The sequence below is a fragment of the Clostridium sp. CTA-6 genome (assembly GCF_054768115.1).
Map to the genome: position 1 here is coordinate 228,435 of NZ_BAAAAU010000006.1, position 25,940 is coordinate 254,374.

Below are 25,940 nucleotides of genomic sequence, written 5' to 3' on the forward strand. Positions count from 1 at the left end.
CGTTTATACGTTTATTTCTGCTTTTTCTCCTAGCATTGCTTTGTTTTGTTCTAATATTGGGTCCACTGCTTCTTTTATAAAGTCTACTACTTGACCCTCTGCTCTTCCTGTAAATTTTTTAGGGTCTATTAAAGCTAATATTTCTTCTTTAGTTAATCCAAAGGATTTATCATCTATTATTCTATCTATTAAATCATTAGATAATCCTTCCTGTTTAACTCTTCTTGCAGCTTCCATAGAGTGAGCTCTTATAACTTCGTGAAGTTCTTGCCTATCTCCACCCTTTTTAACTGCTTCCATCATTATATTTTCTGTAGCCATAAATGGAAGTTCTGTTTTTACATGGCTTTCTATAACTTTTTCGTATACTACCATATTTTCTGATATATTCATATATAATTTAAGCACTCCATCTAAAGCTAAGAAGGCTTCGGCTATAGATATTCTCTTATTAGCAGAATCATCTAGTGTTCTTTCAAACCACTGGGTAGAAGAGGTTATAGCTGGATTTAGGGCATCTACTATAACGTATCTTGCTAAAGCTCCCATTCTTTCTGATCTCATTGGATTTCTTTTATAGGCCATGGCTGATGAACCTATTTGATTTTTTTCGAAGGGTTCTTCCATTTCCTTCATACTTTGAAGTAATCTTAAGTCATTGCTAAACTTGTATGCACTTTGCGCTATTTCTGATAGTGTATTTAATATAGTTGAGTCAACCTTTCTTGGGTAAGTTTGACCTGTCACCATATATTCCCTTGAAAAGCCCATTTTTTCTGCTACCTTTTTATCTAAAGCCTTTACTTTACTTTCATCTCCATCAAATAATTCCATAAAGCTAGCTTGAGTACCTGTAGTTCCTTTAACACCTCTAAATCTTAAAGTATCTATAACAAATTCTAATTGTTCTAAATCTAATACTAAATCTTGCATCCAAAGGGTTGCCCTTTTACCTACTGTCGTAAGTTGAGCCGGTTGAAGATGAGTAAAGCCTAAAGCTGGTACGTGCTTATATTCTAAGGCAAATTTTTTCAAGTTATTTATAACATTTATAATTTTCTTCTTTATTAAAATCATGGCTTCTTTCATGATTATTAAATCTGTATTATCACCTACATAACAACTAGTAGCTCCTAGATGTATTATCCCTTTTGCTTTAGGACATTGAACACCATAAGCATATACATGGCTCATAACATCATGACGAACTTCTTTTTCTCTTTCTTCTGCTACTTCATAGTTTATATCATCTATATACTTTTTTAATTCATTTATTTGCTGATCTGTAATGTTAAGACCTAATTCTTTTTCACTCTCTGCTAGGGCTACCCATAATTTTCTCCAAGTTTTAAATTTCATCTCTTCTGAAAATAAATAGCTCATTTCTTTAGATGAATATCTTTTATTTAAGGGATTATTATAAATATCTCTCATTACTCCATCTCCTCCATACGTACAATATGTATATAGTTTTTTTATTCATTCATATTATAACATATATTATAATATTTTTTCAATTTTATATTCGTACTTTATCTTAATATGCTATTTTAAATTCTTTCTTATAATGGGGTTTTAACTTTATAATTATTCTTTAAATAAACATTATTTAATAAAAATATTTTTGTTCTATTTTTTTATACTGTTAATATAATTTATTAAGATGTATTTAAAGGAGTGGATTTCATGTATAAAGTAAGTCTTATAGATAAAATTTCTTTTATATTAGTAATCGTTGGAGCTATTAATTGGGGACTTATAGGTTTATGTAATTTTAATCTGGTTGGTGCATTATTTGGGGAGCCTGCAAATTTTGTAGGAAGATTAATTTATATATTAATCGGAGTGGCTGGAATTAATATGATACTATTTCTTCTTAAAACAAAAGGATCTTTAAAACATAAATAAAAGGCTCCCCAAAAGAGCCCTTAATTTTTATTCTAATGTATTTATTAGTTTTGAGATTTCTTCTATAGCTAGAGTTTCATCATCACCAGAAGCTATTAATTTTATTTTTGCTCCACTTGTAACTCCTAATGAAAGAACTCCTATAAGACTTTTTATGTTGGCTTTTTTACCGTTAAATTCAATAGATAAATCTGATTTAAAGGATGAAGCCTTTTTTACTAATAAAGTCGCTGGTCTTGCGTGTAACCCAGTTGAACTGTTTACTGTTAATTCTCTTTCTAACATTTTATCCACCTCTTTTATAATCTATCTGTTTCTTAAAAAAACATATACATAACATTATACCATTTTTTTCTACAGTTTTCAACAGTTTTTATAAACCATTACATGATCTTATTAACTTAACTTTTTCATGAATTTTTCTATTCTATCTAATCCCTTTTCTATATTTTCCATAGATGTAGCGTAGGATAATCTTATAAAATTGTCATCCCCAAAGGCTATACCTGGTACTGCTGCTACTTTTTCTTCTTCTAATAAAATCTTTGAAAAACTTATTGAGTCTTTTATGGTATCTCCTTTTATTGTTTTTCCTATAGCTTTTGATATATTAACCATTACATAAAAGGCACCTTTAGGATTTATAGATGATAAATTTTCTATAGAATTCACTTTATTGACCATATAATCCCTTCTCTTTTTAAACTCAACTATCATATTTTCAACTTGAGTTTTATCTCCTGTAAGAGCTTCTAAAGATGCATATTGAGCTATGGAGTTTGGATTAGATGTGGTATGGCTTTGTATATTACTCATCACTTTTATTATGTCCAAAGGACCTGCTGCATATCCTATTCTCCAGCCCGTCATGGAATAGGATTTAGACATACCATTTATTACTACAGTTCTTTTAAAAGCATCCTCTGACAAGCTTCCTATACTTATATGTTTCTCTTCTCCATACATTAGCATCTCATATATTTCATCTGCTATTATTAATAAATCATGTTTTTTTGCAAAAAGAGCTAAGGCTTCTAAGTCTTCTTTGCTATATACTGTTCCTGTAGGATTATTAGGGCTATTTATTATGATGGCCTTTGTTTTATCTGTTACTTTATTTTCTAACTCTTTTATTTCATATTTAAAATGATTTTCCTCTTTTGTGTCTACAAATACAGGCACTCCACCATATAGTTTTATAAGTTCTGGATAACTTACCCAATAAGGTTTAGCTATTAAAACTTCGTCTTCTTCATTTAATATAGCCTGAAATAAATTTGAAAGACATTGCTTTGCTCCATTACTTACTATTATTTCACTAGTTTTATAATTTAAACCATTGTCTTTTTTAAATTTATCTACTATAGCCTGTTTCAATTCTAATATACCTGAAGCCGCTGTATATTTAGTATATCCTTTTTCTATGGCTAACATAGCTGCTTTTTGTATATTTTCTGGTGTGTTAAAATCTGGCTCTCCCGCTCCAAAACCTATAACATCTATACCTTCTGCTTTCATTTTTTTAGCCTTTGCAGTTATTTCTAATGTTAAGGATGGTTGTATTTCTACTGCTTTTTTAGATAACTTCATATTTTTGCCTCCATTTTTATTTATTTAAAAAATTTAACTTCTTGCTACTAGTACTACTCCTATCATTATAAGTACAACTCCTACTATTCTTATAGGTGTTATATTTTCCTTGAAGAAAAAATAAGAGAATATCATTATTAATACATAACCTAAACTTACCATTGGATATGCATAGCTTAGTTCTACTTTACTTAATACTTTTATCCACAATAAAAAACTGAATCCATAGGATATTATACCTGCCATTACAGGAATATTTTTTAATATGGATAATATACTAGGTAAGAAGTGTGCTGGTGAAAAATTTAATGTTAAATTAACTGCTCCATACTTTACTAATATTTGTCCTAATGCTCCTAAAAAAACTGATGTTAATATCAAATATATCATCTTCTTAACTCCTTAAATAAAAGTATTCCATGTTTAATAAAATAAAACCAAAAGTATACCATTATAAATATTAATGGGAAAGCATATCTACCTTGTCCTTCAGTAATAAAGTATACTGAGGTGAACATATAAAATATAATTGTAGAATATAAATTAAATTTATTTAATTTTTCTGTTCTTCCTTTTATTATTTGTATTATTATAAAAACACTATAAATTAATATATATATAATAGCAGGAATAAAAAATGCATTTCTTATACTGTTTGTTATAGGAAATAATGCAAATTTAATGTTATTATTTATAGTTGAACCATAGGTACTGTATAATACGTCATCTGCCCACATGTATGTATTAAAAAGTCTTTTAAATCCTAATACTACAAATTCCTTTGGATGAGATTTTATCCATTCTTTAGCTGCTTTATTTAACATCTTATTTTTTCCTGTAGCAGAGGCTTTTTTATATTCCTCTGTTTTTGCTAGAGAATTTTCTACATCTAGTATATCCATCCATCTTCCCATATCATTTTGAGAATTATTATTTATATAAAGTACTATACCTCCATTATTTGATACAAAGGTACGCTCTCCATTATATTTTGTATTTCTATAAAGCCAAGGGCTTATGGAAATTAAAGCTACTACAACTATTATTATAGCTGATTTTAAAGGTTTTATGAAAGATTTTTCTTTTAATAATTCTACTAAGAATATAGCAAAAGCATATAGTAGAAAAAATGGCTTTACCATAGTTGTTGCTCCTACCAATACTCCTAAGATGATATATTTATATTTTATATCACTAAAGTACAAATATGTTAATAATAAAAGTAATGTAGTAAATAATATTTCTGTACCTACAACACTATTAAAAAATATATTATTTGGGAATAAAGCAAATAGAGTAAATACTATTTTTCTATTTCTTTCTGTAATTTCTGTTTTTCTTAAGATACCTAAAAATAATACTTGTCCAAAAAAAGTTAGTACTAAATTAAATATTTTAGCTAAGGCTAAGCTAGCTCCAAAAAGCTTAAAGAGTCCTCCTAAAACTATGCTGTATCCTATGGAGGTATAAGTATCTCCCCATTCACCTCCATTAGCTATATCCACTGCTAAATTATAATAATATTCAAAATCTGAAAATGGCTTTGTATCTACAAAAATTACCCAAAGGATACAAAGAACCATAGATAGACCTATTATGATCTTATAATAATTTGTTTTATTATAATTATTATTTTTACTTTCATAACCACTTAAATAATTAAATTCCATTACATTTATACACCATCCTTAAAGTTTAAAATATATTATAACCACTACTGATATTACCCACAACACCATATTTATTAAAAAAGGTTTATCCTTACTAAAAACATCCTCTGGCTTTCCTCCCAGATTACTCTTAGCCATTAAATATTGATATCTAAATATTCCATATAATACAAAAGGTATGGTATACATCATCCTTTTGCTTTGTACTGAACTAAAAGTATATATACAATAGGATATTAATATAGACGGGGTTACTATAGTTAACATATTGTCTATAAGTTCTACAGAATATTCTTCTAATATCTTTCTATGGCTCCCACTCCTATCTTTCAAAGTTATTATTTCACTTTTTCTTTTATTTAAAGCTAAAAATAGGGATAAAAGTATGGTACATAAAAATAACCAAGGTGATACAGAAACCTTTGTAGCTAAGCTACCACTTTCTACTCTTAATACAAATCCAAAGGTTATTACCATTACATCTAATATAACTACATTTTTCAATTTAAAACAGTAAAATATATTCATTACAATATATAATAAATATATATACATAATCTTATAATCTACAAATTTATAGGAACAAAATAATACTGTAAAAAGTATTACTATATTCATAATTATAGCTGTAGTCTTAGATACTCTTCCACTTGGGAGAGGTCTGTTTTTCTTTTCAGGATGTTTTTTATCCTTTTCCAGATCTACTATATCATTAAGTATATATATTGTAGATGAGGTTAAACAAAATAATACAAATGTTATTATATTATTTTTTAATATACCTTCATTTATTAGATTACCTGAAAATATTATCGCTGCAAAAACAAAAAAATTCTTTATCCATTGTTTTGGTCTCATCAATGCTATAATCCCTTTTATATCCATTTCTTCCTCCTAATAATACCATATATATTTTTAGGTCTCATTTAAATAAAAATATTTATAGTATAAAAATATAACTAACATCTAATTTATCACATTTTCAAGATAAATTAAAGGACTTGAATATAAATTCAAGCCCTTTTGTTTTATTATTTTAATTATCTTGGCTGAACTATTAATTTAATAGCAGTTCTTTCTTCGCCATCGATTTCTATATCAGTAAAGGCTGGTATACAAATTAAATCGATTCCACTTGGAGCCACAAAACCTCTTGCTATAGCTACTGCCTTAATTGCTTGATTAATAGCTCCTGCTCCTATTGCTTGTATTTCAGCAGCACCTCTTTCTCTTAGTACCCCTGCTAGAGCACCCGCTACTGAATTTGGACTTGATTTTGCTGAAACTTTTAATACTTCCATAAGTAAACCTCCTATTTTAACTTTAATTTAATAGTCTTACTTACATATATCTATTCTACAAAAAACTAAAAATTCCTTTTAAATTTTGTAAATTTTAGCAACTTATAAAACTTAAAAGGAATTTATTTTATAATCTAATTATTTAGCATATTCAATGGCACGAGTTTCTCTGATGACATTAACTTTTATTTGACCAGGATATTCAAGTTCACTTTCTATCTGTTTAACTACATTCCTAGCCATTTCAATACAGCCAGTATCATCAAGCACCTCTGGTTTAACCATAATTCTTATTTCTCTTCCCGCTTGAATTGCATATGACTTTTCTACACCTTCACACTCATTTGCAATTTCTTCTAACTTCTCTAATCTCTTTATATAAGCTTCTAAAGTTTCTCTTCTAGCCCCTGGTCTTGCTGCAGATATAGCATCTGCCGCTTGAACAAGTATTGCTTCTAGAGATTGTGGTTCCATATCACCATGATGAGCTCCTATAGCATTTACTACTAATGCGGATTCACGGTATTTTTTAGCTATTTCAGATCCTATAATTGCATGTGGTCCTTCAACTTCATGGTCTACTGCCTTACCTATATCATGTAATAAACCTACTCTTTTTGCTAAAGTTGGGTCTATTCCAAGTTCGGAGGCCATAAGACCTGCTAAATATGAAACTTCTATAGAATGCTTTAATACATTTTGACCATAACTTGTTCTGTACTTTAATCTACCTAATAATCTAGTCAATTCAATATGAAGACCATGAATACCTGTTTCAAAGGTAGCCTGTTCTCCTTCTTCTTTAATACTAACTTCAACTTCTTTCTTAGCCTTTTCAACCATTTCTTCAATTCTAGCTGGGTGGATTCTTCCATCAACTATTAATTTTTCTAATGCAATTCTTGCAACTTCTCTTCTAATTGGATCAAAACCAGATAATATAACTGCTTCTGGTGTATCATCTATTATTAAATCAACCCCTGTAAGCGTTTCTAATGTTCTTATATTTCTTCCTTCTCTTCCAATTATTCTTCCCTTCATTTCATCGTTAGGAAGATTAACTACATGTACTGTAGTTTCTGCTACATGATCTGCAGCACATCTTTGGATGGCATATGTAATGACTTCTCTTGCTCTTTTGTCTGCTTCTTCCTTAGCTTTAGTTTCTATTTCTTTTATCATTACTGCAGTTTCATGTTTTACTTCTTTTCTAACTTGCTCTAATAAAAATTCTTTAGCCTGTTCTGTTGTAAGTCCTGAAATTCTCTCTAATTCTGTTCTTTGCTTTTCGTGAAGCTCTTCCATATGTGTTTCCACATCTTCTATTTTTTGTTGCTTTTTATTTAAAGCTTCTTCTTTGTTTTCAAGGGCCTCACTCTTTTTATCTAAAGCTTCTTCTTTTTGAATTATTCTTCTTTCAAGACGCTGAACTTCATTACGTCTTTCTCTATTTTCTCTTTCAACCTCTGCTCTTAATTTATGAGCTTCTTCTTTAGCCTCTAATATAGCTTCTTTCTTTTTTGCCTCTGCATCTCTTTCAGCCTCTTCTTTTAATCTTCTAGCTTCTTTGGATGCCTCTGATAATTTTTCTTTAGCTTTTTTATCAACTACATATAAGCCTAAAATCACACAAATTATTATAATAACCACTGCGATTATTACATATTTCGTTGGACCCATAAAACACCTCCTTTGCTTTTTCTGCTTGCCATATATAAGTAAATATGAAGCTTAGAAAAGGTGTCATATTATTCAATTGGATCGTGTATGCTAAACCAGATTTTGTTTTCATTTTATATTAAAAAATTGCCATTGTCAAGTTTATATAACATTATCTGCCCCCTTATTCATATTATTTATAATTTTTATATTTATATAATTTTTCGTAAAAAAAGTAGGATAAACTCCTACTTTTATCCTTCCTTATTCTCTTCTTTTTTATTCTCTATATTTAAGTTTTTTGCATCAACAACTGGTAAATCATGTTTTTTTCTTATAGTATTTTCTATCTCTAAAGCTATATTCATGTTATCTTTTAAAAATTGTTTTGCATTTTCTCTTCCTTGCCCTAATCTTGTGTCTTTATAAGAGAACCAAGAACCACTTTTTTCAACTAGCTCTTCTCTAACACCTACATCTAATATATTTCCTACCTTTGAAATTCCTTCATTATACATGATATCAAATTCTGCCATTTTAAATGGAGGTGCTACTTTATTTTTATTTATTTTTACTCTTGTTCTATTTCCCAAGATTTGATCACCTTGTTTTATAGAATCTATTCTTCTTACATCTAGTCTAACAGAAGAATAGAATTTTAATGCTCTTCCACCGGGAGTTGTTTCTGGATTTCCAAACATTATACCTACTTTTTCTCTTAATTGGTTTATGAATATAGCCACACATTTAGATTTATTTATAGAACCTGCTAATTTTCTTAGAGCTTGAGACATAAGCCTTGCCTGAAGACCTACATGGGTATCTCCCATTTCTCCTTCTATTTCCGCTCTAGGAACTAAGGCTGCTACGGAGTCTACAACTATAACGTCTACCGCCCCGGATCTCACTAAAGCTTCTGTAATTTCTAATGCTTGCTCTCCTGTATCTGGTTGAGAAACTATTAGGTTGTCTATATCAACACCTAAATTTCTAGCATAGGATGGATCTAAAGCATGTTCTGCATCTATAAAAGCTGCTGCACCACCTATCTTTTGTGCTTCTGCTAATATATGAAGTGCTACAGTGGTTTTACCTGAGGACTCTGGTCCAAATATTTCTATTATTCTTCCTCTAGGAACTCCACCTATACCTAATGCTATATCTAAATCTAAGCTTCCTGTGGATATGGATTCTACGTTTAATATACTATCTTCTCCAAGTTTCATTATGGAACCTTTTCCAAATTGTTTTTCTATTTGCCCCATAGCTGCTTCTATGGCTTTTAATTTTTCTGGATTAACTTTGTTTGCCAAAACTGACACCAACCTTTCCTTTACCGAACTTATGTTCTTAATATAATTATATACTATTTTTTTACTAGGGTCAACTTAATATGATATAAATAAAAGCTCCCATAAAGGAACTTTTATTTTAATTATTGACAATATCTTTTTTTATAAACAGAGTTCTTGGCTTCAGTAGGAGTTTCTACTCCCACTAAAGCTTAGAAATCGTTATCCAGGGACGTATCCGCTCTTTACTCCCACTTTGAAGAAAATGGGAGTATTAGAGCGGGTAGTCATCGGATAAACCTATTTATCATGGCTCATTACATCTTTATTTTTAATAAAGTAATCTACACCAGATACTATAGTTATTATTATAGCTAAAGCCATAGTAATATTGGTTATATTTGCTATAATGTTTATATAATTTACAGCCCAATCTCCTAATATATATATTCCCTCTTTATAATTTAGATTTATAAGGGCAAATATTATAGCTACAATTTGTATTACAGTTTTAGCCTTTCCCCATTTACTAGCAGCAATTACTACACCCTCTGCAGAAGCCACACTTCTAAGTCCTGTTACAGCAAATTCTCTGGCTATAATTATTATACAAGCCCATCCAGGAACTATTTGAAAATCTACTAAAGATATTAATGCTGCTGTTACTAACATTTTATCTGCTAATGGATCCATTATTTTACCAAATCTAGTAACTTGATTTCTACTTCTAGCTATGTACCCATCCAATTTATCTGTAGCTGAAGCTATTACAAAAACTGCGGTAGCTATTACCGTACCATAGGGTATATTTTTTACCGATATAAATATAAGAAATATTGGAACTAAAAAAATTCTTAATATAGTTAGTTTATTTGCTAAGTTCATTATAAACAACTCCTATTAAATCATATTCTAAACTATGAGTTACTTTCACCTTTATTATATCACCAATTTTTACGTTTTCATCCTTTTCAAAGTAAATTTCTCCATCTATTTCTGGTGACATCTCATAGTTTCTTCCACTATACATATTTTCTTTGGTGCCTTCTACTATAACTTCATATATTTTACCTATTTTTTCTTTATTTATGTCTTTAGATATCTTTTGCTGAAGTATCATTATTTCTTCTTCTCTTTTTTCTTTTACTTCTTCCTCTATTTGATCCTCCATAAGAGCCGCTGACGTTCCTTCTTCCTTTGAATATTTAAATACACCTAGTTTATCTAATTTTATATCTGAAACAAATTCTTTAAGTTCACTAAACTCTTCTTCTGTTTCCCCAGGGAATCCTACTATTAGTGAAGTTCTCAAGGTAATACCTTCTATTTCTTTTCTTAATTCTTTTATTATGTTTATAATAGTTTCCTTTGTAGTTTTCCTTCCCATTCTTTTTAAAACGGAATTGCTTATCTGCTGTATAGGTAGATCTAAATATTTACATACCTTATCATTATTTTTAATCTCTTTTATAAGCTCCTTAGTTATTTCCTCTGGATAACAATATAATAACCTTATCCACTTTACACCTTCAACTTTAGAAATATCTCTTAAAAGCTCATGTAAAACTTTTTTGCCATATATATCTATTCCATACATAGTTGTATCTTGAGCTATTAATATTATTTCTTTAACTCCTTGTTTAGCTAAATTCTCTACTTCCTTTAATATATTTTCTTTGCTTCTACTTCTATACTTTCCTCTTATACGTGGTATAGCACAGTAAGTACAAAAATTATTACATCCTTCTGCTATTCTCACATAAGCTGTGTATGTTGGAGTAGTTAATATTCTATTTCCCTCATTTATTTTTATATCACTATATTTATAATAAAAACTTTTTTCTCCTGATTTTAAGAAAATTTTTATACTCTCAAGTAACTTATCATAGTCGTTTACCCCTAACATAATATCCATTTCTGGGATAAGATCTTTAAGTTCCCCTTTATATCTTTGAGTTAAACATCCTGTAACTACTAACACTTTGCAATTATGCGTTTTTTTATAGGAAGCCATTTGTAAAATGGTATTTATAGATTCCTCCTTAGCGGTTTCAATAAATCCACAGGTATTTACTATAATTGCCTGTGCTTCTTTAGGATCTTTTACTAGTTCTGCTTCTTCATTTAATTTGTATAGCATAAGTTCTGAATCAATTCTATTTTTATCACAACCTAAGCTAACTAATGCTACTTTAATTTTTTCCACCTGTTCCCCTCCTACATTTTTTATATCACAAAAAATATTTTAAATCTACTTAAGAAATTTTACAAGTATTACGTAACATGAATTTTAAAAGTGTTTACATATTTCCGTGGAAATATTTTCCGTAGGTTTCGTTATTTTGGTCAATTATCACTTGTCTTGGTTTATTACCATCTCTTCTGGAAATTATTCCCTTAGCTTCTAACTGTTCTATTATTCTTGCAGCCCTATTATATCCTATTCTAAGTTTTCTTTGAATTAGTGATGTGGACACTTCTCCTAATTGTATACATATTCTTATAGCTTCTTCTAAAAGTTCATCTTCATCTCCTGATTCTACATTTACTGCTGTATCTATTTGATCTATTATTTCCTCTCTATATTCTGCTTCTCCTTGCTCATCTTTTATACATGAAACTACCTTTTCCACTTCACTTTCAGATATAAAGGCTCCCTGTATTCTAGTAGGCTTTGGAGATCCTGTTGGATAAAATAGCATATCTCCCTTCCCTAAAAGTTTCTCTGCTCCAGACATATCTAATATAGTTCTAGAATCTATAGAACTAGATACTGCAAAGGATATTCTAGAAGGTATATTGGCCTTTATTATTCCTGTTATAACATCTACAGAAGGCCTTTGTGTTGCTATAACTAAATGCATTCCTGCTGCTCTGGCCATCTGAGCTAATCTACTTATGTAGTCTTCTATATCATTTGGGCACACCATCATTAAATCTGCAAGCTCATCTATTATTATTACCACATAAGGTAATTTATTTTCTATTTTACCCTGCTCATATAAATTATTATATCCTTCTATATTTCTTACACTATTTTCTGCAAATAAAGAATATCTCTTTGTCATTTCATTTACTGCCCAATGAAGAGCTCCTGCTGCTTTTTTAGGATCTGTGACTACTGGAATCAATAAATGAGGTATACCATTATATATGCTAAGCTCTACTACCTTTGGATCCACCATAAGCAGCTTTACATTTTCTGGGGAATATTTATATAAAATACTTATTATTAATGTATTTATGCATACACTTTTTCCTGAGCCTGTAGCTCCTGCTATTAATAGGTGAGGCGTTTTTGATAAATCTGATACTACACAACTACCACTTATATCCTTTCCTAAAGCAAAGGCTAGTCCATCATCAAATTTCTGAAAGTCATCGCCTTCTATAACCTCTCTTAAATATACCGGTGTTAAAGATTTGTTTGGCACTTCTATACCTACTGCAGATTTTCCTGGTATAGGTGCCTCTATTCTAACGCCTGAAGCTGCTAAATTTAAGGCTATATCATCTGCTAAATTTACTATTTTACTTACTTTAACTCCCGCATTAGGTTGAAGTTCAAACCTTGTAACTGAAGGGCCTCTACTTACTTGCATAACTTTAGCTTCTACACCAAAACTGCTTAAAGTTTCCTCCAACTTATTAGCGTTATTTATAAGTTCCTTTTTATCTTCTTTATTTAGTTTTGATTGAACATTTTGTTTTAAAAGTTCTAAAGTTGGATAGTTATATTCTATTTTTATATTGTTTCCTCTTTCATTTATATTTTTACTAAGTTCTTCTTTTATAGCCTCTTCACCGGTGTCTTCTTTAGCTTTTCCTGTGTTTTTATTGAAAGAATTATCCACAATATTTAGTGGTTCCTCTTTTATTTCTGAGTTTTTCATAAAATCTAATATTTTAATTTTATCTTTAATATTCCTAGTTAATCCTTCATCTTTTTCTAAGTCTGAAGCTAATTCTTTTTCTATACCGCCTATGTCCTCTTTATCTTCTATAGATTTTTCTTTAACTTTTTTATTTTTTATACTTCTTTTTACCTGTAAAGTCTCTAGTATAGTACCTAAGGATATTTGAAATATTAATATAAAGCTTATTATATAAACACATATAAACAATATGTAACATCCTATAGTTCCAAACAGTTTATATAAAGGAACATCTATTAGATAAGAAATTATACCACCATGAATCATTGTATCTTCTCTATAGAATTTTGATATGCCAAGCATTATATCTTCTGTACCATAATTTTTAAGCAATATCATTTGTAAAAATAAAAGTGTATTTATAGAAAAAAGAACTATCCCATAAAATTTAGAGTTTAAATTTATTTTATTTTTCTTTCCTATAAAACAACATCCTGTGAATATTATTAGTATTGGAAATACTAAAGATCCTAAACCTAATACAGCTATAAGTACTTTTTTTATGAAACTCCCAACTATTCCAGAGGCAGAAGGGGAAAACACACTAAAAAGCACAAAAATTCCTATACTTATTAAAATTATACCCGTTATATCATTATTCTTTTTTTCTGTTTTACTAGATTTAGTTCTTTTCTTTACCATACTTTTAATTCACCTCCCAACTAGTAATGTTTAATTTAAGCTACATTTATAGATTCTACATTGAACTTTTATATCCTTTTATATTAATTAATGCATACCTGGTTTGTTAAAATAAATATGTAGCTCCCTCTATAATTAAAATACACATAGCTTGTACTTTTTATAATCCCATAAAATGATTTTAATGCTATATTGCATAAGGCATTAAAGTACCATAGGATTTATACATCCTATGGTTTTTGTTTTTCATCTATTAAATTATTTAATTTATCTAAAGCTTCTTTTACTCCACCTACTTCATTTATAATACCAGATTCTACCGCTTGTTTTCCTATAAGTATAGTTCCCATATCATTTAACAATTCATCACTTTGTAGCATAAATTCTTTTAATTTTTCCTTGCTTATTTTAGAGGTTCTAACTATAAATTCTATTATTCTCTCTTGCATTTTATTAAAATATTCAAAGGTTTGAGGAACCCCTATTATTAGCCCATTCATTCTTATAGGATGAACTATCATTGTGGCTGTAGGAGATATAAAAGAATAATCTGCTGATGTAGCTAAGGGTACACCTATAGAATGTCCTCCTCCTATTACTAAAGATACTGTAGGTTTACTTAGACTTCTTATCATTTCAGCAATAGCAAGCCCAGCTTCAACATCTCCTCCCACAGTATTTAATATTATAAAAACTCCTTCTACCTCTTTTGAAGTTTCTAAAGCTATTAGTTGAGGGATTAAATGTTCGTATCTTGTAGCCTTAGTTTGAGGAGACAACACCATATGTCCTTCTATTTGACCTATTATAGGTAGAACTTGAATTCTATCTGCCTGTCTTGGTGGTAAATTTGTAGTTCCAAATTCTTTTAAAGTATCTATCTTTTCATTTCTTTCTTTTTCATGTTTTTCTTTTTCATCTGCCATAAATAATTACCTCCTACCATATGCATATAAATATCTTGTGCATATGGTAGAGGTACTATACATGAAAAAATATTAATTTATATATTTATATGCAATCTAACTTAAATTCACAGTGTAATGATTTTATAGCTTTTTCTGTATCTTCCTTAGAAACAAGACACCATATAGTTGTATGAGAGTCTGCAGTCTGAAGCACTTCTATATTTCTTTCTACAAGTGCCTTTAATATTTTAGCCATAACCCCAGGTATACCTCTCATTCTACTACCTATTATAGCTATTTTACTGCAATCTTTTAAGTAGGAAAATTTTATTTTTAAATCTTTCATTATAGAACTAAACTCATTAAAATCTTTTTCATCTATAGTAAATATTTTTTCTTTAGGAAAAACATTTATAAGATCAATACTAATAGAATTTTCTGCCAATGAATTTAATAAGTTAGTATAGTTTTTATTTCCTTTGTTTTCTTCTGCATCTACTATAATTTGTGTTCTATTACTCATATGGGTAATACCTGTTATAACATTATTTGAATTTTTAATTCCTATATTATTTATAGTAGTACCTTTGCAATCTGTCATAGTGTTTTTTATTACAAGTTTTGTATTTGACGTCATGGCAATTTCTACTGCTCTTGGGTGTATTACCTTAGCTCCTTGATCTGCAAACTGAAACACCTCATTATAACTTATTTCTTTTATTAAAGATGCGTTCTCTACTATTCTAGGATCTGCAGTCATTATACCATCTACATCTGTATATATTTCTACACTTTCGGCCTTTAATGCAGCTCCTAAAAGTGCGGCAGTAACATCACTACCACCTCTTCCTAAGGTAGTTATATAACCCTCTTCACTTTTTCCTTGAAAACCTGCTACTACAGGAATTTTATCTTTTTTCAGTAAATCTATTATTCTATCCTTTTCTACTCTAAGTACAGAAGCATTATTAAAATTATTATCTGTTATAATACCTGCCTGTCCTCCCATTAAAGGTACTGCCTCTACTCCCTTATTAAAAAGCTCCGAACTCATAACTACTGTGCTTATTAGTTCACCACAGCCCATTAAAAGATCAGCAGCTAAGGTATTTTTATCCAAAAAATTTTCTCCAACTAAAGATCTTAATGTATCTGTAGCATAAGGCTGTCCTTTTCTACCCATAGCAGATACTACTACCACTGGATAATAACCTGCTTTTTTTGCCTTAACTATTTTATCTACTACTAAAGCCCTTCTTTCAGCTGTAGATACAGATGTTCCTCCAAACTTTTGAATTAAAATTTTCATTTGTCTACCATCTCCCTAGCGGATTTTTTTTAACTCACTCTTTTCAGCATCAATTATTATAGTTCTTGCTCCTATCTTTCTTACATAATCCCAAGATACTTCTAATAAACTTGGTTTAGAAAACAATCCAAGTTTTCCACCTGATTCACTTAATATTAAAAACTTTAAATATCCATCCCCATCTACTACCACATCATTGTTTCCTAAAAACCCATATTTATCTCCATCATTTACATTTATAAGTTCATATCTTTCCATATCGCTATAGCGTTTTATATCTTGTTCCATAATAATCCTCCTATTACTTCTCATAATATTCATATTCAATATTATGAAAAATAGTGAGAACTTATTACAAAATATATTATATTAATTTTGATTTAGTTTCTTTAAAAGCCTTTTTGTTTGTATCTAAAATATTTTTTACATTTTCTAAATTTAATTTTTCTCCTACAAAGGCTGAATTTTTTACACCAGCGCCAAAGGTTCTAGCCATTACTTCCTGTAATTTATCCTCAGTTATTTTATCTATCTTTTTCATTATTATTTCTGGGTCATTTATTCTATTTAGAAATAGTACAGATTTACCATTATTAAACATTCTGGTACTAGTACTTTCTAATCCTAATATGTAACTTCCCTTTAATTGCTCTTTTGATTTTATTAATTTTTCTTTATTTATGCCTTTCTTTGAAAAATCATTTACTACCTGCTTTATTAAAGTTATCGTATCTTCTGTATAAGTTGGGTTTAACCCTGTATAAATGCTTACCGCTCCTGTTTTGTTAAAGGAGGACATATAAGAATATATACTATAACATAGCCCTTTTTCTTCTCTTATCTTTTGAAATAGTACAGATGAGGCTCCTCCACCTAATACATTACTAAGTAATACAAGAGGATACATATCATCATTACCTAATTCTAATCCTTCAAAACCTAAACTTATATGAAGTTGTTCTATATTTTTATTTTTAAATAAGTGATTATTTTCTATTTTAGGTTTGGAATAGCATGTTATATTTTTATTTTCACCGCTACTCCAGTTACCAAAATACTTATTTATTAATTTTTCTAATTTATTTATATCAAAATTACCACATATAGATATAACAGAATTCTCTGGGATATAATATTTATTTATGTAATCTACTATATCGCTTCTTTTAAAGGATTTTACAGTTTCTAAAGTTCCTAAAATAGGGTAGGAAATAGAGTCATCTCCCCATATAGCCTTACAATGTAAATCAGATAATACGTCCTCTGGAGAATCTTCAGTCATACTTATCTCTTCAATTACTACGCCCTTTTCTTTTTCTATGTCTTCTTCTTTAAATTTACTATTAAATAACATATCAGATAAAACTTCTAAAGCTAATTCCATATGGGAATTTAGTATTTTTATATAATAACAAGTGGCTTCTTTACCTGTAAATGCATTTATTTGTCCGCCTACATCTTCTATACACTCTGCTATTTGTAATGCACTTCTATTTTCTGTACCTTTAAACATCATATGTTCTATAAAATGAGAAATACCATTGTTTTTTAAATCCTCATTTCTTGAACCATTTTCTATCCAAAGCCCTACACTTACAGATTTAACATAGTCTATATTTTCTAAAACCACTCTTAGTCCGTTATCTAATGTAAATAAATTATACACTAATTAATTCCTCCTAAACCCTATATTGCTAAAAAATAAAAAGGCAAATATGCCCTTCTATTTTTTATTATTTATCTTTTTCTTCTTCTTTCTTTGCAATAGCATCTTTTCGTGATAAATTTATTCTTCCTTGGTTATCTATATCTGTAACCTTCACTAGTATTTCATCTCCTACAGATACTACATCTTCTACTTTTTCTACTCTAGCAAAATCCAACTTAGATATATGAACCAAACCTTCTTTTCCTGGTAGTATTTCTACAAAGGCTCCAAAATTAGTAGTTTTAGTTACTTTACCTAGATAAATTTCTCCTTGAACTACTTCCTTTGTTAATCCTTCTATTATACCTATAGCTTTTTTAACCCCTTCAGGTTCATTGTTAGATGTTACAAATATTTTTCCATCTTCTTTTATTTCTATTTTTACGTTGGTGTCTGCTATTATTTTATTTATTACCTTTCCACCAGCACCTATAACATCTCTTATTTTTTCTGGGTCTATACATATTATTTCTGTTCTTGGTGCATATTTAGATAATTCTTTTCTTGGTTCTGGTATGCATTCTTTTATTTTTCCTAATATGTGTAGTCTTGCCTTTTTAGCACCTTCTAATGCATCTTTTACACAACTATTTGATAACCCAGCTATCTTTGTATCAAATTGTATAGATGTAATTCCTTTTTCTGTTCCTGCTACCTTAAAGTCCATATCTCCAAAGAAATCTTCTATACCTTGAATATCTGTTATTACTTTTTCCTTTTCTAAATCCTCACTAGTTATAAGTCCCATAGCTATACCTGCGGCTGGTCTTTTTATAGGTACACCTGCATCTAATAGAGCTAATGTACTTCCACAAACACTGGCCTGTGATGTTGAACCATTTGAGCTTAGTACTTCTGATACTAATCTTATAGTATATGGAAACTCAGATTCAGATGGAATTAATGGTTCCAAAGCTCTTTCTGCTAAAGCTCCATGACCTATTTCACGTCTTCCAGGTCCTCTTAAAGGTCTAACTTCCCCTACACTATAGGATGGGAAATTGTAATGATGCATATAGCGTTTTGACTCTTGCTCTGCTATACCATCTAATATTTGAACATCTCCTAAAGCTCCTAAAGTAGCTACAGTCATTACTTGAGTTAATCCTCTTGTAAATAAACCTGTACCATGGGTTCTAGGAAGTATTCCTACTTCACAGCTTATAGATCTTACTTCATCAAAAGCTCTTCCATCTGGTCTTCTATCTTCATTTAAAAGCATATTTCTAACTATTTCTTTTTGAGTTTTATATATAACTTCTTTTATATCTGCGCCTTTGTCTTCATATTTTTCTGAAAATTCTTCTGATATTTTTTCTTTAACTTTGTCTAGGGCAGCATTTCTTTCATCTTTATCCATTATATACATAGCTTCTTTTATCATATCAAAAGCAAAGCTTTTAACTTCTTTCTCTACTTCTTCGTCAGCTTTATACAGTGCTGGTTCATCTTTAGTTTTTCCAAACTTAGCCATGGCCTCTTCTTGGAATGCAACTATATTTTTACATTCTTCAAAACCAAACATGATAGCATTATACATAGTTTCCTCATCTATTTCCTGTCCACCTGCTTCTACCATCATAACTCTTTCTTTTGTAGCACATACAGTTAAGTCTAGTATAGTATTTTCTCTTTGGGCTACAGTTGGATTTATTATAAATTCTCCATCTACTAAACCTACAGAAACTGCAGCTACTGGTGTTGTAAATGGTATACTAGATAGGCACAAAGCTAAAGAGGAGCCATTTATAGCTAATATTTCTGGTAAATTATCTTGTTCTACAGATAAAACTGTATTAACTATTTGAACATCATTTCTATATCCCTTTGGGAATAAAGGCCTTAATGGTCTATCTATAGATCTGGCATGTAATATAGATTTGTCAGAAGGTTTTCCTTCCCTTTTGATGAATCCTCCTGGAATTTTTCCTACTGAATATAGTCTTTCTTCATAATCAACGCTTAATGGGAAAAAATCTATTCCCTCTCTTGGCTCTTTAGAAGCGTTGGCATTTATCATAACTACTGTATCTCCATAACTCATGAATATAGCAGCATTTGAAAGCATTCCTGTCTTACCAAAATCTACTTTCATTTTTCTTCCTGCTACAGTAGTTTCTAATGTATGAATCATACATTAACCTCCCTTCAATAATTGAACTAATAGTATCATTATATCACTATTACATTTATAGCAAACATTTAATTTTTATATTTGTTTATAACCTATTACTATATTTTTGTAATATTTTATGTATTTATAACACTTTAAATATTAGATCTATTTATTACTATTATTTATAGTATTTTTAATATTACAGTTATTATACTTAATAATTTTTCCAGTATAATTTATTAAAATAATAGAGCGGGCTTTAGCCGCTCTTATTACTTTTATTACTTTCTTAAACCTAATTCTTTTATGATAGCACGATATCTTTCAATATCTTCACGCATTAGGTAATTTAAAAGACCTCTTCTTTTACCAACCATCATTAAAAGACCTCTTCTTGAGTGATGGTCTTTTTTATGTTCTTTTAAGTGGCTGTTTAAGTGGTTAATTCTTTCTGTAAGTAATGCTATTTGCACTTCTGGAGAACCTGTATCTCCTTCATGTCTTGCGTGTTTAGCCATTAGTTCTTGTTTTTTTGCTTTATCCATTGTAAGCACCTCCAAATAATTATCACCTTTATCCAAGGATACCGTTGGCAATTCAGTATTCTTAGTATAAGGTTCACGAAATGTATTATAACAAATAAATATATAATTGTAAATTAATTTTTATAAATTAATTTACATACTTTGTCTTTTAGCAAAACTTTTATCCTTTTTTAATTGATGTTTTAACTCTTCTAAAGAAGAGAATTTTTTCTCATCTCTAATTCTCTTTGAAAAATATATAACTATATTTTCTCCATATATATCCTTATGGAAATCTAATATATGAGTTTCTATATTTAACTTTTTATCTTGTACTGTAGGATTATAACCTACATTAGTAATACCCTTATAAAGTTTATTTTCATATTCTATTAGGGTATAGTACACTCCCCCTCTTGGAAGAACATATTTTGTATTATAATTTAGGTTTACTGTAGGGTATCCAAGTTTTCTCCCTAATTGTTTTCCTTTTACTATATCGCCCTTTAAAAAATAGTTTCTACCTAGCATTTTTTTTGCTTTATCTACATTGCCATCCTCTATTAATATATGTCTTATTTTAGAACTGCTTATGATTTCATTTAAATATTTAACTGGGGAAACTACTTTAAGATTAAAATTAAATTTTTTGCTCATTTTATTCAGAAGTTCTATATCTCCTAAATTTTTATATCCAAATCTATAATTAAATCCTACTACAAATCCACCTGCATTATAGTAATATAGCATCTTTTTTATAAAATCCTCTGGACAAAGTTCCATATATTCTTTATCAAAATTAATAAAATTAACTAGATCTACTCCATATTCTTCTAATATTTTTGCCTTACTAGGATTATCTAATAGAATTTTAGGAGCTAAATCTTTATTTATAGTATTTAAAGGATGGTCTTTAAAGGTTAAAACCATGCTTTTACCATTATTATCCTTAGCCATTTTTTTTGTTTCTTTTATTAATTTCATATGACCTTTATGAAGTCCATCAAAACTTCCTAAAGCTATATAAGTTTTATCTTTTGATTTAGTAGAAAAGTTATCCTCCATAATTATCATAAGCTATTACTCCTAAGTTAATAATTTATGAATTTTAAATCCATATGCGTTTTTCATTCCTAATCCTATAAAGTTATCATCTTCTATATAAGTTCTATATAGTTTATTTTCTTCTATATTATCTAAAACTCTTCTATCTTTTAATATTACACCATTTAGTACAAGCTTTTCAAATTTTTTATCTAAATATAATTTTTCATAATCCTTTAAAGCTTCATCTATAGGTGTTATAAATTGCTTTATATTTTCCTCATTTAAATCTTCTAATTTTATTGCTTCTTTTATATTAAAGGGGCTTGCTTCCAATCTTTCTAGATTCCACATTACCGCTCCTGAGCCTAAATCATTTCCTATATCAAAACATAAACTCCTTATATAAGTTCCCTTTGAACACTTAACATCAAATATAATATAGGGCATATCTATACTTAAAATACATATATCATGTATTTGTATTTTTCTCGCTTCTCTTTCTACCTCTATACCTTTTCTAGCTAAATCATAAAGTTTTCGTCCATTAACTTTTAAGGCAGAATACATAGGTGGCACTTGCTTTATATCACCTTTATATTTTTCTATAGCCTTTTCTACTTCTGTAGGAGATACACTAACTTCTTTTTCCTCTAACACAGTACCTTCTCTATCATAGGTATCCGTAGTAGTTCCAAGTTTCATTTCTACTCTATAGGTTTTGGTTCCCTCCATTATATAGTCTACTATTTTTGTAGCTTTACCTATACACACTGGAAGAACTCCAGAAGCTAAGGGATCTAATGTACCTGTGTGACCAACTTTTTTTATTTTTGCTATTTTTCTTATATCTCTAACTACATCAAAGGATGTTATTCCCTTTGGTTTTAAAACATTTATTACTCCATCCATTTATATCAACTCTTCTTTTATAGTTTCTATTAGTTTTTTTTCTACTATATTTAAAGCTTCTCCCTTTATAAATGCTCCTGAGGCACGAGTATGTCCTCCACCGCCAAAGTTTTCAGCTATTTTTCTTACATCCACATATTCTTTTGATCTTAAACTTATCTTTACCCCTTCTTCTACCTCTTTAAATAATACAGCAACTTCTACAGATCCTATTTGCATACCTTGTGATATAATATCTGATGTATCCTTTGCATCCTCTATGTTTAACTCCTCAAGCATCTTTTCCGTTACTTTCATAACACATAACTTTTCATCTTCTAAATACATTTCCTCTAGAACTTTTCCATAAAGCTTTAATCTTTCAAATTTTTTATTTTCAAATATTTTTCTATGTATTGAGCTGAAATCTAGACCTGTATTTATTAAATCTCCTGCTATCATATGGGTTACAGATGTGGTACCTGGATATCTAAAAGAACCTGTATCTGTAACTAAAGATGTGTATAGACAAGCTGCTATATCTTTATCTGAATTTATCCCTAATATTTTAAGTAATTGATATACAACTTCAGCCACTGCCGGCGCATTTGTGTCTACAAAATTTAAATCACCATACATATCATTAGATAGGTGATGATCTATATTTATTAAGGAGTATTCTCTATTTTCTAAATCTAATTCTGCATTTATTCTTTCTACATTTCCACAATCTAGAACTATAACACATTCTGTACCTTCTATAGGCTTTTTTATATCCCCTGTAATTTCTTCACTACAAGGTAGATATTTAAAAGTTTCTGGTATAGGTTCTTTGGAAAGTATATAAGCTTTCTTGTTGAGTCTTCTTATACCCTGAAGTAATCCTAAGGCACTGCCCAAGGAATCTCCATCAGGAGAAGTATGGAAAGTAATAGCAATACTATTACTTTCCTTTATTTTATCTAGTATATCGTTAGTTATCATTTGACTCATTCTCCTTTATTGAATGAAGAAGTTCATCTATATGCATACCTCTTTCAATACTATTATCTACTTCTATTATAACCTCTGGTGTGTTTCTTAATTTAACTCTTCTTCCAATTTCTTTTCTTATGAAACCTACAGAACTTTTTAAAGCCTGTAGGGATTCTTCTTTTGCTTTTTCATTTCCAAAAATACTTACATATACCTTTGCATATTTCAAATCTTTTGTAACATTTACATCTGTTACACTCACCATGGCACTTAGTCTTGGATCTTTTATATCATTATGAATAATACTACTCACTTCTTTTTTTACTTCTTCATTTATTCTTCCTGCTCTATATTTTGCCATGAAAACCACTCCTTTTTTTAGAAGAGAACTTTATAGTGTTTTCTTTTTAATCTCTTCCATGATAAAGCATTCAATTATGTCGCCCTCTTTTATATCATTAAACTTTTCTATGCTAAGTCCACATTCATATCCCTGAGCAACTTCTTTAGCATCATCTTTAAATCTCTTTAAAGATCCAAGTTCTGATTCAAATATTACTATACCATCTCTTATTACTCTTGCTCCTGCATTTCTAGCTAATTTACCTGTTTGAACATAAGCTCCTGCTATAGTTCCTACACTAGATATTTTATAAACCTGTCTAACCTCTGCAGTACCTATAACTACTTCTTTGAATTCTGGTTCTAGCATACCTAACATAGCTGATTTTATATCTTCTATAGCATCATATATAACTCTGTATGTTTTAATATCTACTCCGTCTCTTTCAGAAGCTATAGTAGCATTATTGTCTGGTCTTACATTAAATCCTAATATAATACCATTAGAAGCTGTAGCTAATGTAACATCTGTTTCGTTTATAGCTCCAACACCACCATGAATAACTCTAACCTTTACTTCTTCTGTTGAAAGCTTTTCTAAGGATTGTTTTAAAGCCTCTACAGAACCCTGAACATCAGCTTTTACAATTAATCCTAATTCCTTTACTGTTCCTTCTTGTATTTGATTGTATAAATCTTCTAAAGAAACCTTATGAGTAGATTGTAGATATTCATCTCTTATTTTTTCTTTTCTCTTATCTGCAATACCTCTAGCAGTTTTCTCATCTTTGACTTGGTAGAATTTATCTCCTGCTTCAGGAACTTCTGATAAACCTAGTATTTCTACTGGTGTAGAAGGGCCTGCTGATTTTATATTTTTGCCTTTATCATTAAACATAGCTCTTATTCTTCCATATGTAGATCCCACTACTATAGAATCTCCTACTCTCAAAGTACCATTTTGAATAAGTAATGTAGCTACTGGGCCTCTTCCTTTATCAAGTTTAGCTTCTACTACTGTTCCTTTTGCTTTTCTATTTGGATTTGCTTTTAATTCAAGTATTTCTGAAGATAAAAGTATCATTTCTAGTAGGTCATCTATACCTTCTTTTGTATGAGCTGAAACTGGAACACATATAGTATCTCCGCCCCAGTCCTCTGCTACTAAACCATATTCTGTTAATTCCTGTTTTACTTTATCTATATTAGCACCAGGTCTATCTATTTTGTTTATAGCAACTATTAATGGAACATTAGCTGCCTTACAGTGACTTATAGCTTCCTGAGTTTGAGGCATAATTCCATCATCTGCTGCTACTACTAATATAACTATATCTGTAACTTGTGCACCTCTTGCTCTCATAGCTGTAAATGCTGCGTGGCCTGGAGTATCTAAGAAAGTTATAGCTTCTCCATTTAATTCTACAGTATAAGCACCTATATGTTGTGTTATTCCTCCTGCCTCTGTGGAAGTTACCTTTGATTTTCTTATAGCATCTAATAAAGAGGTTTTTCCGTGATCAACGTGACCCATAACAGTTATAATAGGTGATCTCTTTTGTAAGTGTTCTCCTTCTTCGTTATCTTTTAATATATCTTCTAAATCCTCATCCTCATCTTCATCTTCTTTTAAAATTTCTGTGTCAAATTTTGCTGCTAATTTCTCAGCCATTTCAAAGTTTATTTCTTGATTTACAGAGGCCATAACACCCATAAGCATTAGTTCTTTTATAACTTCTGCATAGGATTTTTCTAATTTATCTGATATTTCTTTTACTGTAATAGTATCAGAAGTCATTGTTATTATAGCCATGTCTTCTGCATTTTCAGTGCTAACTTTTTCATTTTTGTCTTCTCTTTTATTAGATTTTTTATTATTCGTTGATTCTTTTATTTGGTTTTTCCCTGTAGTTTCTATTTCATCATCTTCTTCCTTTGTTTTTTCTGATTTTTCTTTGCCTGATAATAATTCTTTTATAAGATCTGCATCCTCATCTTCTATAGCACTCATATGGTTTTTAACTTCTACACTAAATTCTTCTTCTAATAATGTTATAAGTTCTTTACTTGATATGTTTAATTCTTTAGCTAATTCATATACTCTTATTTTTGCCAAATTATTCACC

24 protein-coding genes are annotated in these 25,940 nt (G+C 29.6%); 1 reads left to right on the plus strand and 23 read right to left on the minus strand.

Features of this window, described 5'->3' with window-relative positions; genetic code table 11:
* Nucleotides 1-3: 3 nt before the first annotated feature.
* Nucleotides 4-1,434 (minus strand): adenylosuccinate lyase, encoded by a 1,431-nt coding sequence (gene purB / locus ACYUDJ_RS11450; protein WP_003484922.1) that lies wholly within the window; start codon nucleotides 1,432-1,434, stop codon nucleotides 4-6.
* Nucleotides 1,435-1,686: 252 nt separating this feature from the next.
* On the opposite strand from purB, the gene ACYUDJ_RS11455 reads away from it, so the two are divergent.
* On the plus strand, nucleotides 1,687-1,908 hold the full coding sequence (locus ACYUDJ_RS11455) for a DUF378 domain-containing protein (protein WP_003484913.1): 222 nt from the start codon (nucleotides 1,687-1,689) through the stop codon (nucleotides 1,906-1,908).
* A 27-nt stretch (nucleotides 1,909-1,935) separates the two neighbouring features.
* On the opposite strand, the gene ACYUDJ_RS11460 is transcribed toward ACYUDJ_RS11455, so the two are convergent.
* From ACYUDJ_RS11460 to infB, 22 genes are all read right to left on the minus strand, one after another.
* Nucleotides 1,936-2,193 carry an HPr family phosphocarrier protein gene (locus tag ACYUDJ_RS11460; protein ID WP_003362134.1) on the minus strand — a complete coding sequence of 86 codons (258 nt, stop codon included), beginning with the start codon at nucleotides 2,191-2,193 and terminating at the stop codon, nucleotides 1,936-1,938.
* A gap of 111 nt (nucleotides 2,194-2,304) precedes the next feature.
* Entirely contained in the window at nucleotides 2,305-3,498 is a 1,194-nt protein-coding gene (locus ACYUDJ_RS11465; protein WP_003484910.1) for a pyridoxal phosphate-dependent aminotransferase, read from the minus strand.
* Between the two features lie 33 nt (nucleotides 3,499-3,531).
* Nucleotides 3,532-3,888 carry an SMR family transporter gene (locus tag ACYUDJ_RS11470; RefSeq protein WP_003484908.1) on the minus strand — a complete coding sequence of 119 codons (357 nt, stop codon included), beginning with the start codon at nucleotides 3,886-3,888 and terminating at the stop codon, nucleotides 3,532-3,534.
* A complete protein-coding gene (locus ACYUDJ_RS11475) occupies nucleotides 3,885-5,168 on the minus strand; it encodes a glycosyltransferase family 39 protein (protein WP_003484906.1) in 1,284 nt (427 codons plus the stop codon). The genes ACYUDJ_RS11470 and ACYUDJ_RS11475 overlap by 4 nt, the downstream gene beginning before the upstream one ends.
* Before the next feature lie 18 nt (nucleotides 5,169-5,186).
* Complete coding sequence (locus tag ACYUDJ_RS11480) at nucleotides 5,187-6,053, minus strand: decaprenyl-phosphate phosphoribosyltransferase (RefSeq protein ID WP_003484904.1); 867 nt, start codon at nucleotides 6,051-6,053, stop codon at nucleotides 5,187-5,189.
* 155 nt (nucleotides 6,054-6,208) lie between these two features.
* Nucleotides 6,209-6,469, minus strand: a complete 261-nt coding sequence (locus tag ACYUDJ_RS11485) for a stage V sporulation protein S (RefSeq protein ID WP_003362540.1) — start codon at nucleotides 6,467-6,469, stop codon at nucleotides 6,209-6,211.
* Between the two features lie 138 nt (nucleotides 6,470-6,607).
* Nucleotides 6,608-8,149 (minus strand): ribonuclease Y, encoded by a 1,542-nt coding sequence (rny, locus tag ACYUDJ_RS11490; RefSeq protein ID WP_003484902.1) that lies wholly within the window; start codon nucleotides 8,147-8,149, stop codon nucleotides 6,608-6,610.
* A gap of 233 nt (nucleotides 8,150-8,382) precedes the next feature.
* On the minus strand, nucleotides 8,383-9,441 hold the full coding sequence (gene recA / locus ACYUDJ_RS11495) for a recombinase RecA (RefSeq protein ID WP_042385496.1): 1,059 nt from the start codon (nucleotides 9,439-9,441) through the stop codon (nucleotides 8,383-8,385).
* A 279-nt stretch (nucleotides 9,442-9,720) separates the two neighbouring features.
* On the minus strand, nucleotides 9,721-10,305 hold the full coding sequence (pgsA, locus tag ACYUDJ_RS11500) for a CDP-diacylglycerol--glycerol-3-phosphate 3-phosphatidyltransferase (protein ID WP_003484899.1): 585 nt from the start codon (nucleotides 10,303-10,305) through the stop codon (nucleotides 9,721-9,723).
* The gene (gene rimO, locus ACYUDJ_RS11505; protein ID WP_003484898.1) at nucleotides 10,289-11,626 is read right to left on the minus strand and encodes a 30S ribosomal protein S12 methylthiotransferase RimO; all 1,338 of its coding nucleotides are present in this window, start codon (nucleotides 11,624-11,626) and stop codon (nucleotides 10,289-10,291) included. The genes pgsA and rimO overlap by 17 nt, the downstream gene beginning before the upstream one ends.
* A gap of 94 nt (nucleotides 11,627-11,720) precedes the next feature.
* Nucleotides 11,721-13,997 carry an FtsK/SpoIIIE family DNA translocase gene (locus ACYUDJ_RS11510; RefSeq protein WP_003484897.1) on the minus strand — a complete coding sequence of 759 codons (2,277 nt, stop codon included), beginning with the start codon at nucleotides 13,995-13,997 and terminating at the stop codon, nucleotides 11,721-11,723.
* 230 nt (nucleotides 13,998-14,227) lie between these two features.
* Complete coding sequence (locus ACYUDJ_RS11515) at nucleotides 14,228-14,923, minus strand: ClpP family protease (RefSeq protein ID WP_003484896.1); 696 nt, start codon at nucleotides 14,921-14,923, stop codon at nucleotides 14,228-14,230.
* Nucleotides 14,924-15,008: 85 nt separating this feature from the next.
* Nucleotides 15,009-16,214, minus strand: coding sequence for an aspartate kinase (dapG, locus tag ACYUDJ_RS11520; RefSeq protein WP_003484895.1), 1,206 nt, complete (start codon nucleotides 16,212-16,214; stop codon nucleotides 15,009-15,011).
* Between the two features lie 15 nt (nucleotides 16,215-16,229).
* Nucleotides 16,230-16,502: a YlmC/YmxH family sporulation protein gene (locus tag ACYUDJ_RS11525; protein ID WP_042384720.1), complete on the minus strand. Its 273-nt coding sequence runs from the start codon at nucleotides 16,500-16,502 to the stop codon at nucleotides 16,230-16,232.
* 76 nt (nucleotides 16,503-16,578) lie between these two features.
* Nucleotides 16,579-17,880 (minus strand): M16 family metallopeptidase, encoded by a 1,302-nt coding sequence (locus ACYUDJ_RS11530; RefSeq protein WP_003484893.1) that lies wholly within the window; start codon nucleotides 17,878-17,880, stop codon nucleotides 16,579-16,581.
* 67 nt (nucleotides 17,881-17,947) lie between these two features.
* The gene (locus ACYUDJ_RS11535) at nucleotides 17,948-20,056 is read right to left on the minus strand and encodes a polyribonucleotide nucleotidyltransferase (RefSeq protein ID WP_003484892.1); all 2,109 of its coding nucleotides are present in this window, start codon (nucleotides 20,054-20,056) and stop codon (nucleotides 17,948-17,950) included.
* 263 nt (nucleotides 20,057-20,319) lie between these two features.
* The gene (gene rpsO / locus ACYUDJ_RS11540) at nucleotides 20,320-20,583 is read right to left on the minus strand and encodes a 30S ribosomal protein S15 (RefSeq protein ID WP_003388351.1); all 264 of its coding nucleotides are present in this window, start codon (nucleotides 20,581-20,583) and stop codon (nucleotides 20,320-20,322) included.
* Between the two features lie 132 nt (nucleotides 20,584-20,715).
* Nucleotides 20,716-21,636: a bifunctional riboflavin kinase/FAD synthetase gene (locus tag ACYUDJ_RS11545; protein ID WP_030035641.1), complete on the minus strand. Its 921-nt coding sequence runs from the start codon at nucleotides 21,634-21,636 to the stop codon at nucleotides 20,716-20,718.
* Nucleotides 21,637-21,648: 12 nt separating this feature from the next.
* Complete coding sequence (gene truB / locus ACYUDJ_RS11550; RefSeq protein ID WP_003484889.1) at nucleotides 21,649-22,518, minus strand: tRNA pseudouridine(55) synthase TruB; 870 nt, start codon at nucleotides 22,516-22,518, stop codon at nucleotides 21,649-21,651.
* The gene (locus ACYUDJ_RS11555; RefSeq protein WP_042384716.1) at nucleotides 22,519-23,481 is read right to left on the minus strand and encodes a DHH family phosphoesterase; all 963 of its coding nucleotides are present in this window, start codon (nucleotides 23,479-23,481) and stop codon (nucleotides 22,519-22,521) included.
* On the minus strand, nucleotides 23,471-23,833 hold the full coding sequence (rbfA, locus tag ACYUDJ_RS11560; protein ID WP_003484887.1) for a 30S ribosome-binding factor RbfA: 363 nt from the start codon (nucleotides 23,831-23,833) through the stop codon (nucleotides 23,471-23,473). Before rbfA ends, ACYUDJ_RS11555 begins: the two co-directional genes overlap by 11 nt.
* Nucleotides 23,834-23,863: 30 nt before the next feature.
* Nucleotides 23,864-25,930, minus strand: a complete 2,067-nt coding sequence (infB, locus tag ACYUDJ_RS11565) for a translation initiation factor IF-2 (RefSeq protein ID WP_042384714.1) — start codon at nucleotides 25,928-25,930, stop codon at nucleotides 23,864-23,866.
* Nucleotides 25,931-25,940 lie beyond the last annotated feature (10 nt).

What these genes read in the sequence shown, in the direction of transcription:
- ACYUDJ_RS11510 (WP_003484897.1), bottom strand. Translation starts at nt 13,997, where the DNA reads ATGGTAAAGAAAAGAACTAAATCTAGTAAAACAGAAAAAAAGAATAAT.
- ACYUDJ_RS11475 (WP_003484906.1), bottom strand. Translation starts at nt 5,168, where the DNA reads ATGGAATTTAATTATTTAAGTGGTTATGAAAGTAAAAATAATAATTAT.
- dapG (WP_003484895.1), bottom strand. Translation starts at nt 16,214, where the DNA reads ATGAAAATTTTAATTCAAAAGTTTGGAGGAACATCTGTATCTACAGCT.
- ACYUDJ_RS11455 (WP_003484913.1), top strand. Translation starts at nt 1,687, where the DNA reads ATGTATAAAGTAAGTCTTATAGATAAAATTTCTTTTATATTAGTAATC.
- pgsA (WP_003484899.1), bottom strand. Translation starts at nt 10,305, where the DNA reads ATGAACTTAGCAAATAAACTAACTATATTAAGAATTTTTTTAGTTCCA.
- ACYUDJ_RS11545 (WP_030035641.1), bottom strand. Translation starts at nt 21,636, where the DNA reads ATGATAATTATGGAGGATAACTTTTCTACTAAATCAAAAGATAAAACT.
- truB (WP_003484889.1), bottom strand. Translation starts at nt 22,518, where the DNA reads ATGGATGGAGTAATAAATGTTTTAAAACCAAAGGGAATAACATCCTTT.
- rbfA (WP_003484887.1), bottom strand. Translation starts at nt 23,833, where the DNA reads ATGGCAAAATATAGAGCAGGAAGAATAAATGAAGAAGTAAAAAAAGAA.
- ACYUDJ_RS11555 (WP_042384716.1), bottom strand. Translation starts at nt 23,481, where the DNA reads ATGATAACTAACGATATACTAGATAAAATAAAGGAAAGTAATAGTATT.
- ACYUDJ_RS11485 (WP_003362540.1), bottom strand. Translation starts at nt 6,469, where the DNA reads ATGGAAGTATTAAAAGTTTCAGCAAAATCAAGTCCAAATTCAGTAGCG.
- ACYUDJ_RS11515 (WP_003484896.1), bottom strand. Translation starts at nt 14,923, where the DNA reads ATGGCAGATGAAAAAGAAAAACATGAAAAAGAAAGAAATGAAAAGATA.
- rpsO (WP_003388351.1), bottom strand. Translation starts at nt 20,583, where the DNA reads ATGGATAAAGCAAAAAAACAAGAACTAATGGCTAAACACGCAAGACAT.
- ACYUDJ_RS11535 (WP_003484892.1), bottom strand. Translation starts at nt 20,056, where the DNA reads ATGATTCATACATTAGAAACTACTGTAGCAGGAAGAAAAATGAAAGTA.
- ACYUDJ_RS11465 (WP_003484910.1), bottom strand. Translation starts at nt 3,498, where the DNA reads ATGAAGTTATCTAAAAAAGCAGTAGAAATACAACCATCCTTAACATTA.
- ACYUDJ_RS11470 (WP_003484908.1), bottom strand. Translation starts at nt 3,888, where the DNA reads ATGATATATTTGATATTAACATCAGTTTTTTTAGGAGCATTAGGACAA.
- ACYUDJ_RS11480 (WP_003484904.1), bottom strand. Translation starts at nt 6,053, where the DNA reads ATGGATATAAAAGGGATTATAGCATTGATGAGACCAAAACAATGGATA.
- ACYUDJ_RS11525 (WP_042384720.1), bottom strand. Translation starts at nt 16,502, where the DNA reads ATGGAACAAGATATAAAACGCTATAGCGATATGGAAAGATATGAACTT.
- rny (WP_003484902.1), bottom strand. Translation starts at nt 8,149, where the DNA reads ATGGGTCCAACGAAATATGTAATAATCGCAGTGGTTATTATAATAATT.
- purB (WP_003484922.1), bottom strand. Translation starts at nt 1,434, where the DNA reads ATGAGAGATATTTATAATAATCCCTTAAATAAAAGATATTCATCTAAA.
- ACYUDJ_RS11460 (WP_003362134.1), bottom strand. Translation starts at nt 2,193, where the DNA reads ATGTTAGAAAGAGAATTAACAGTAAACAGTTCAACTGGGTTACACGCA.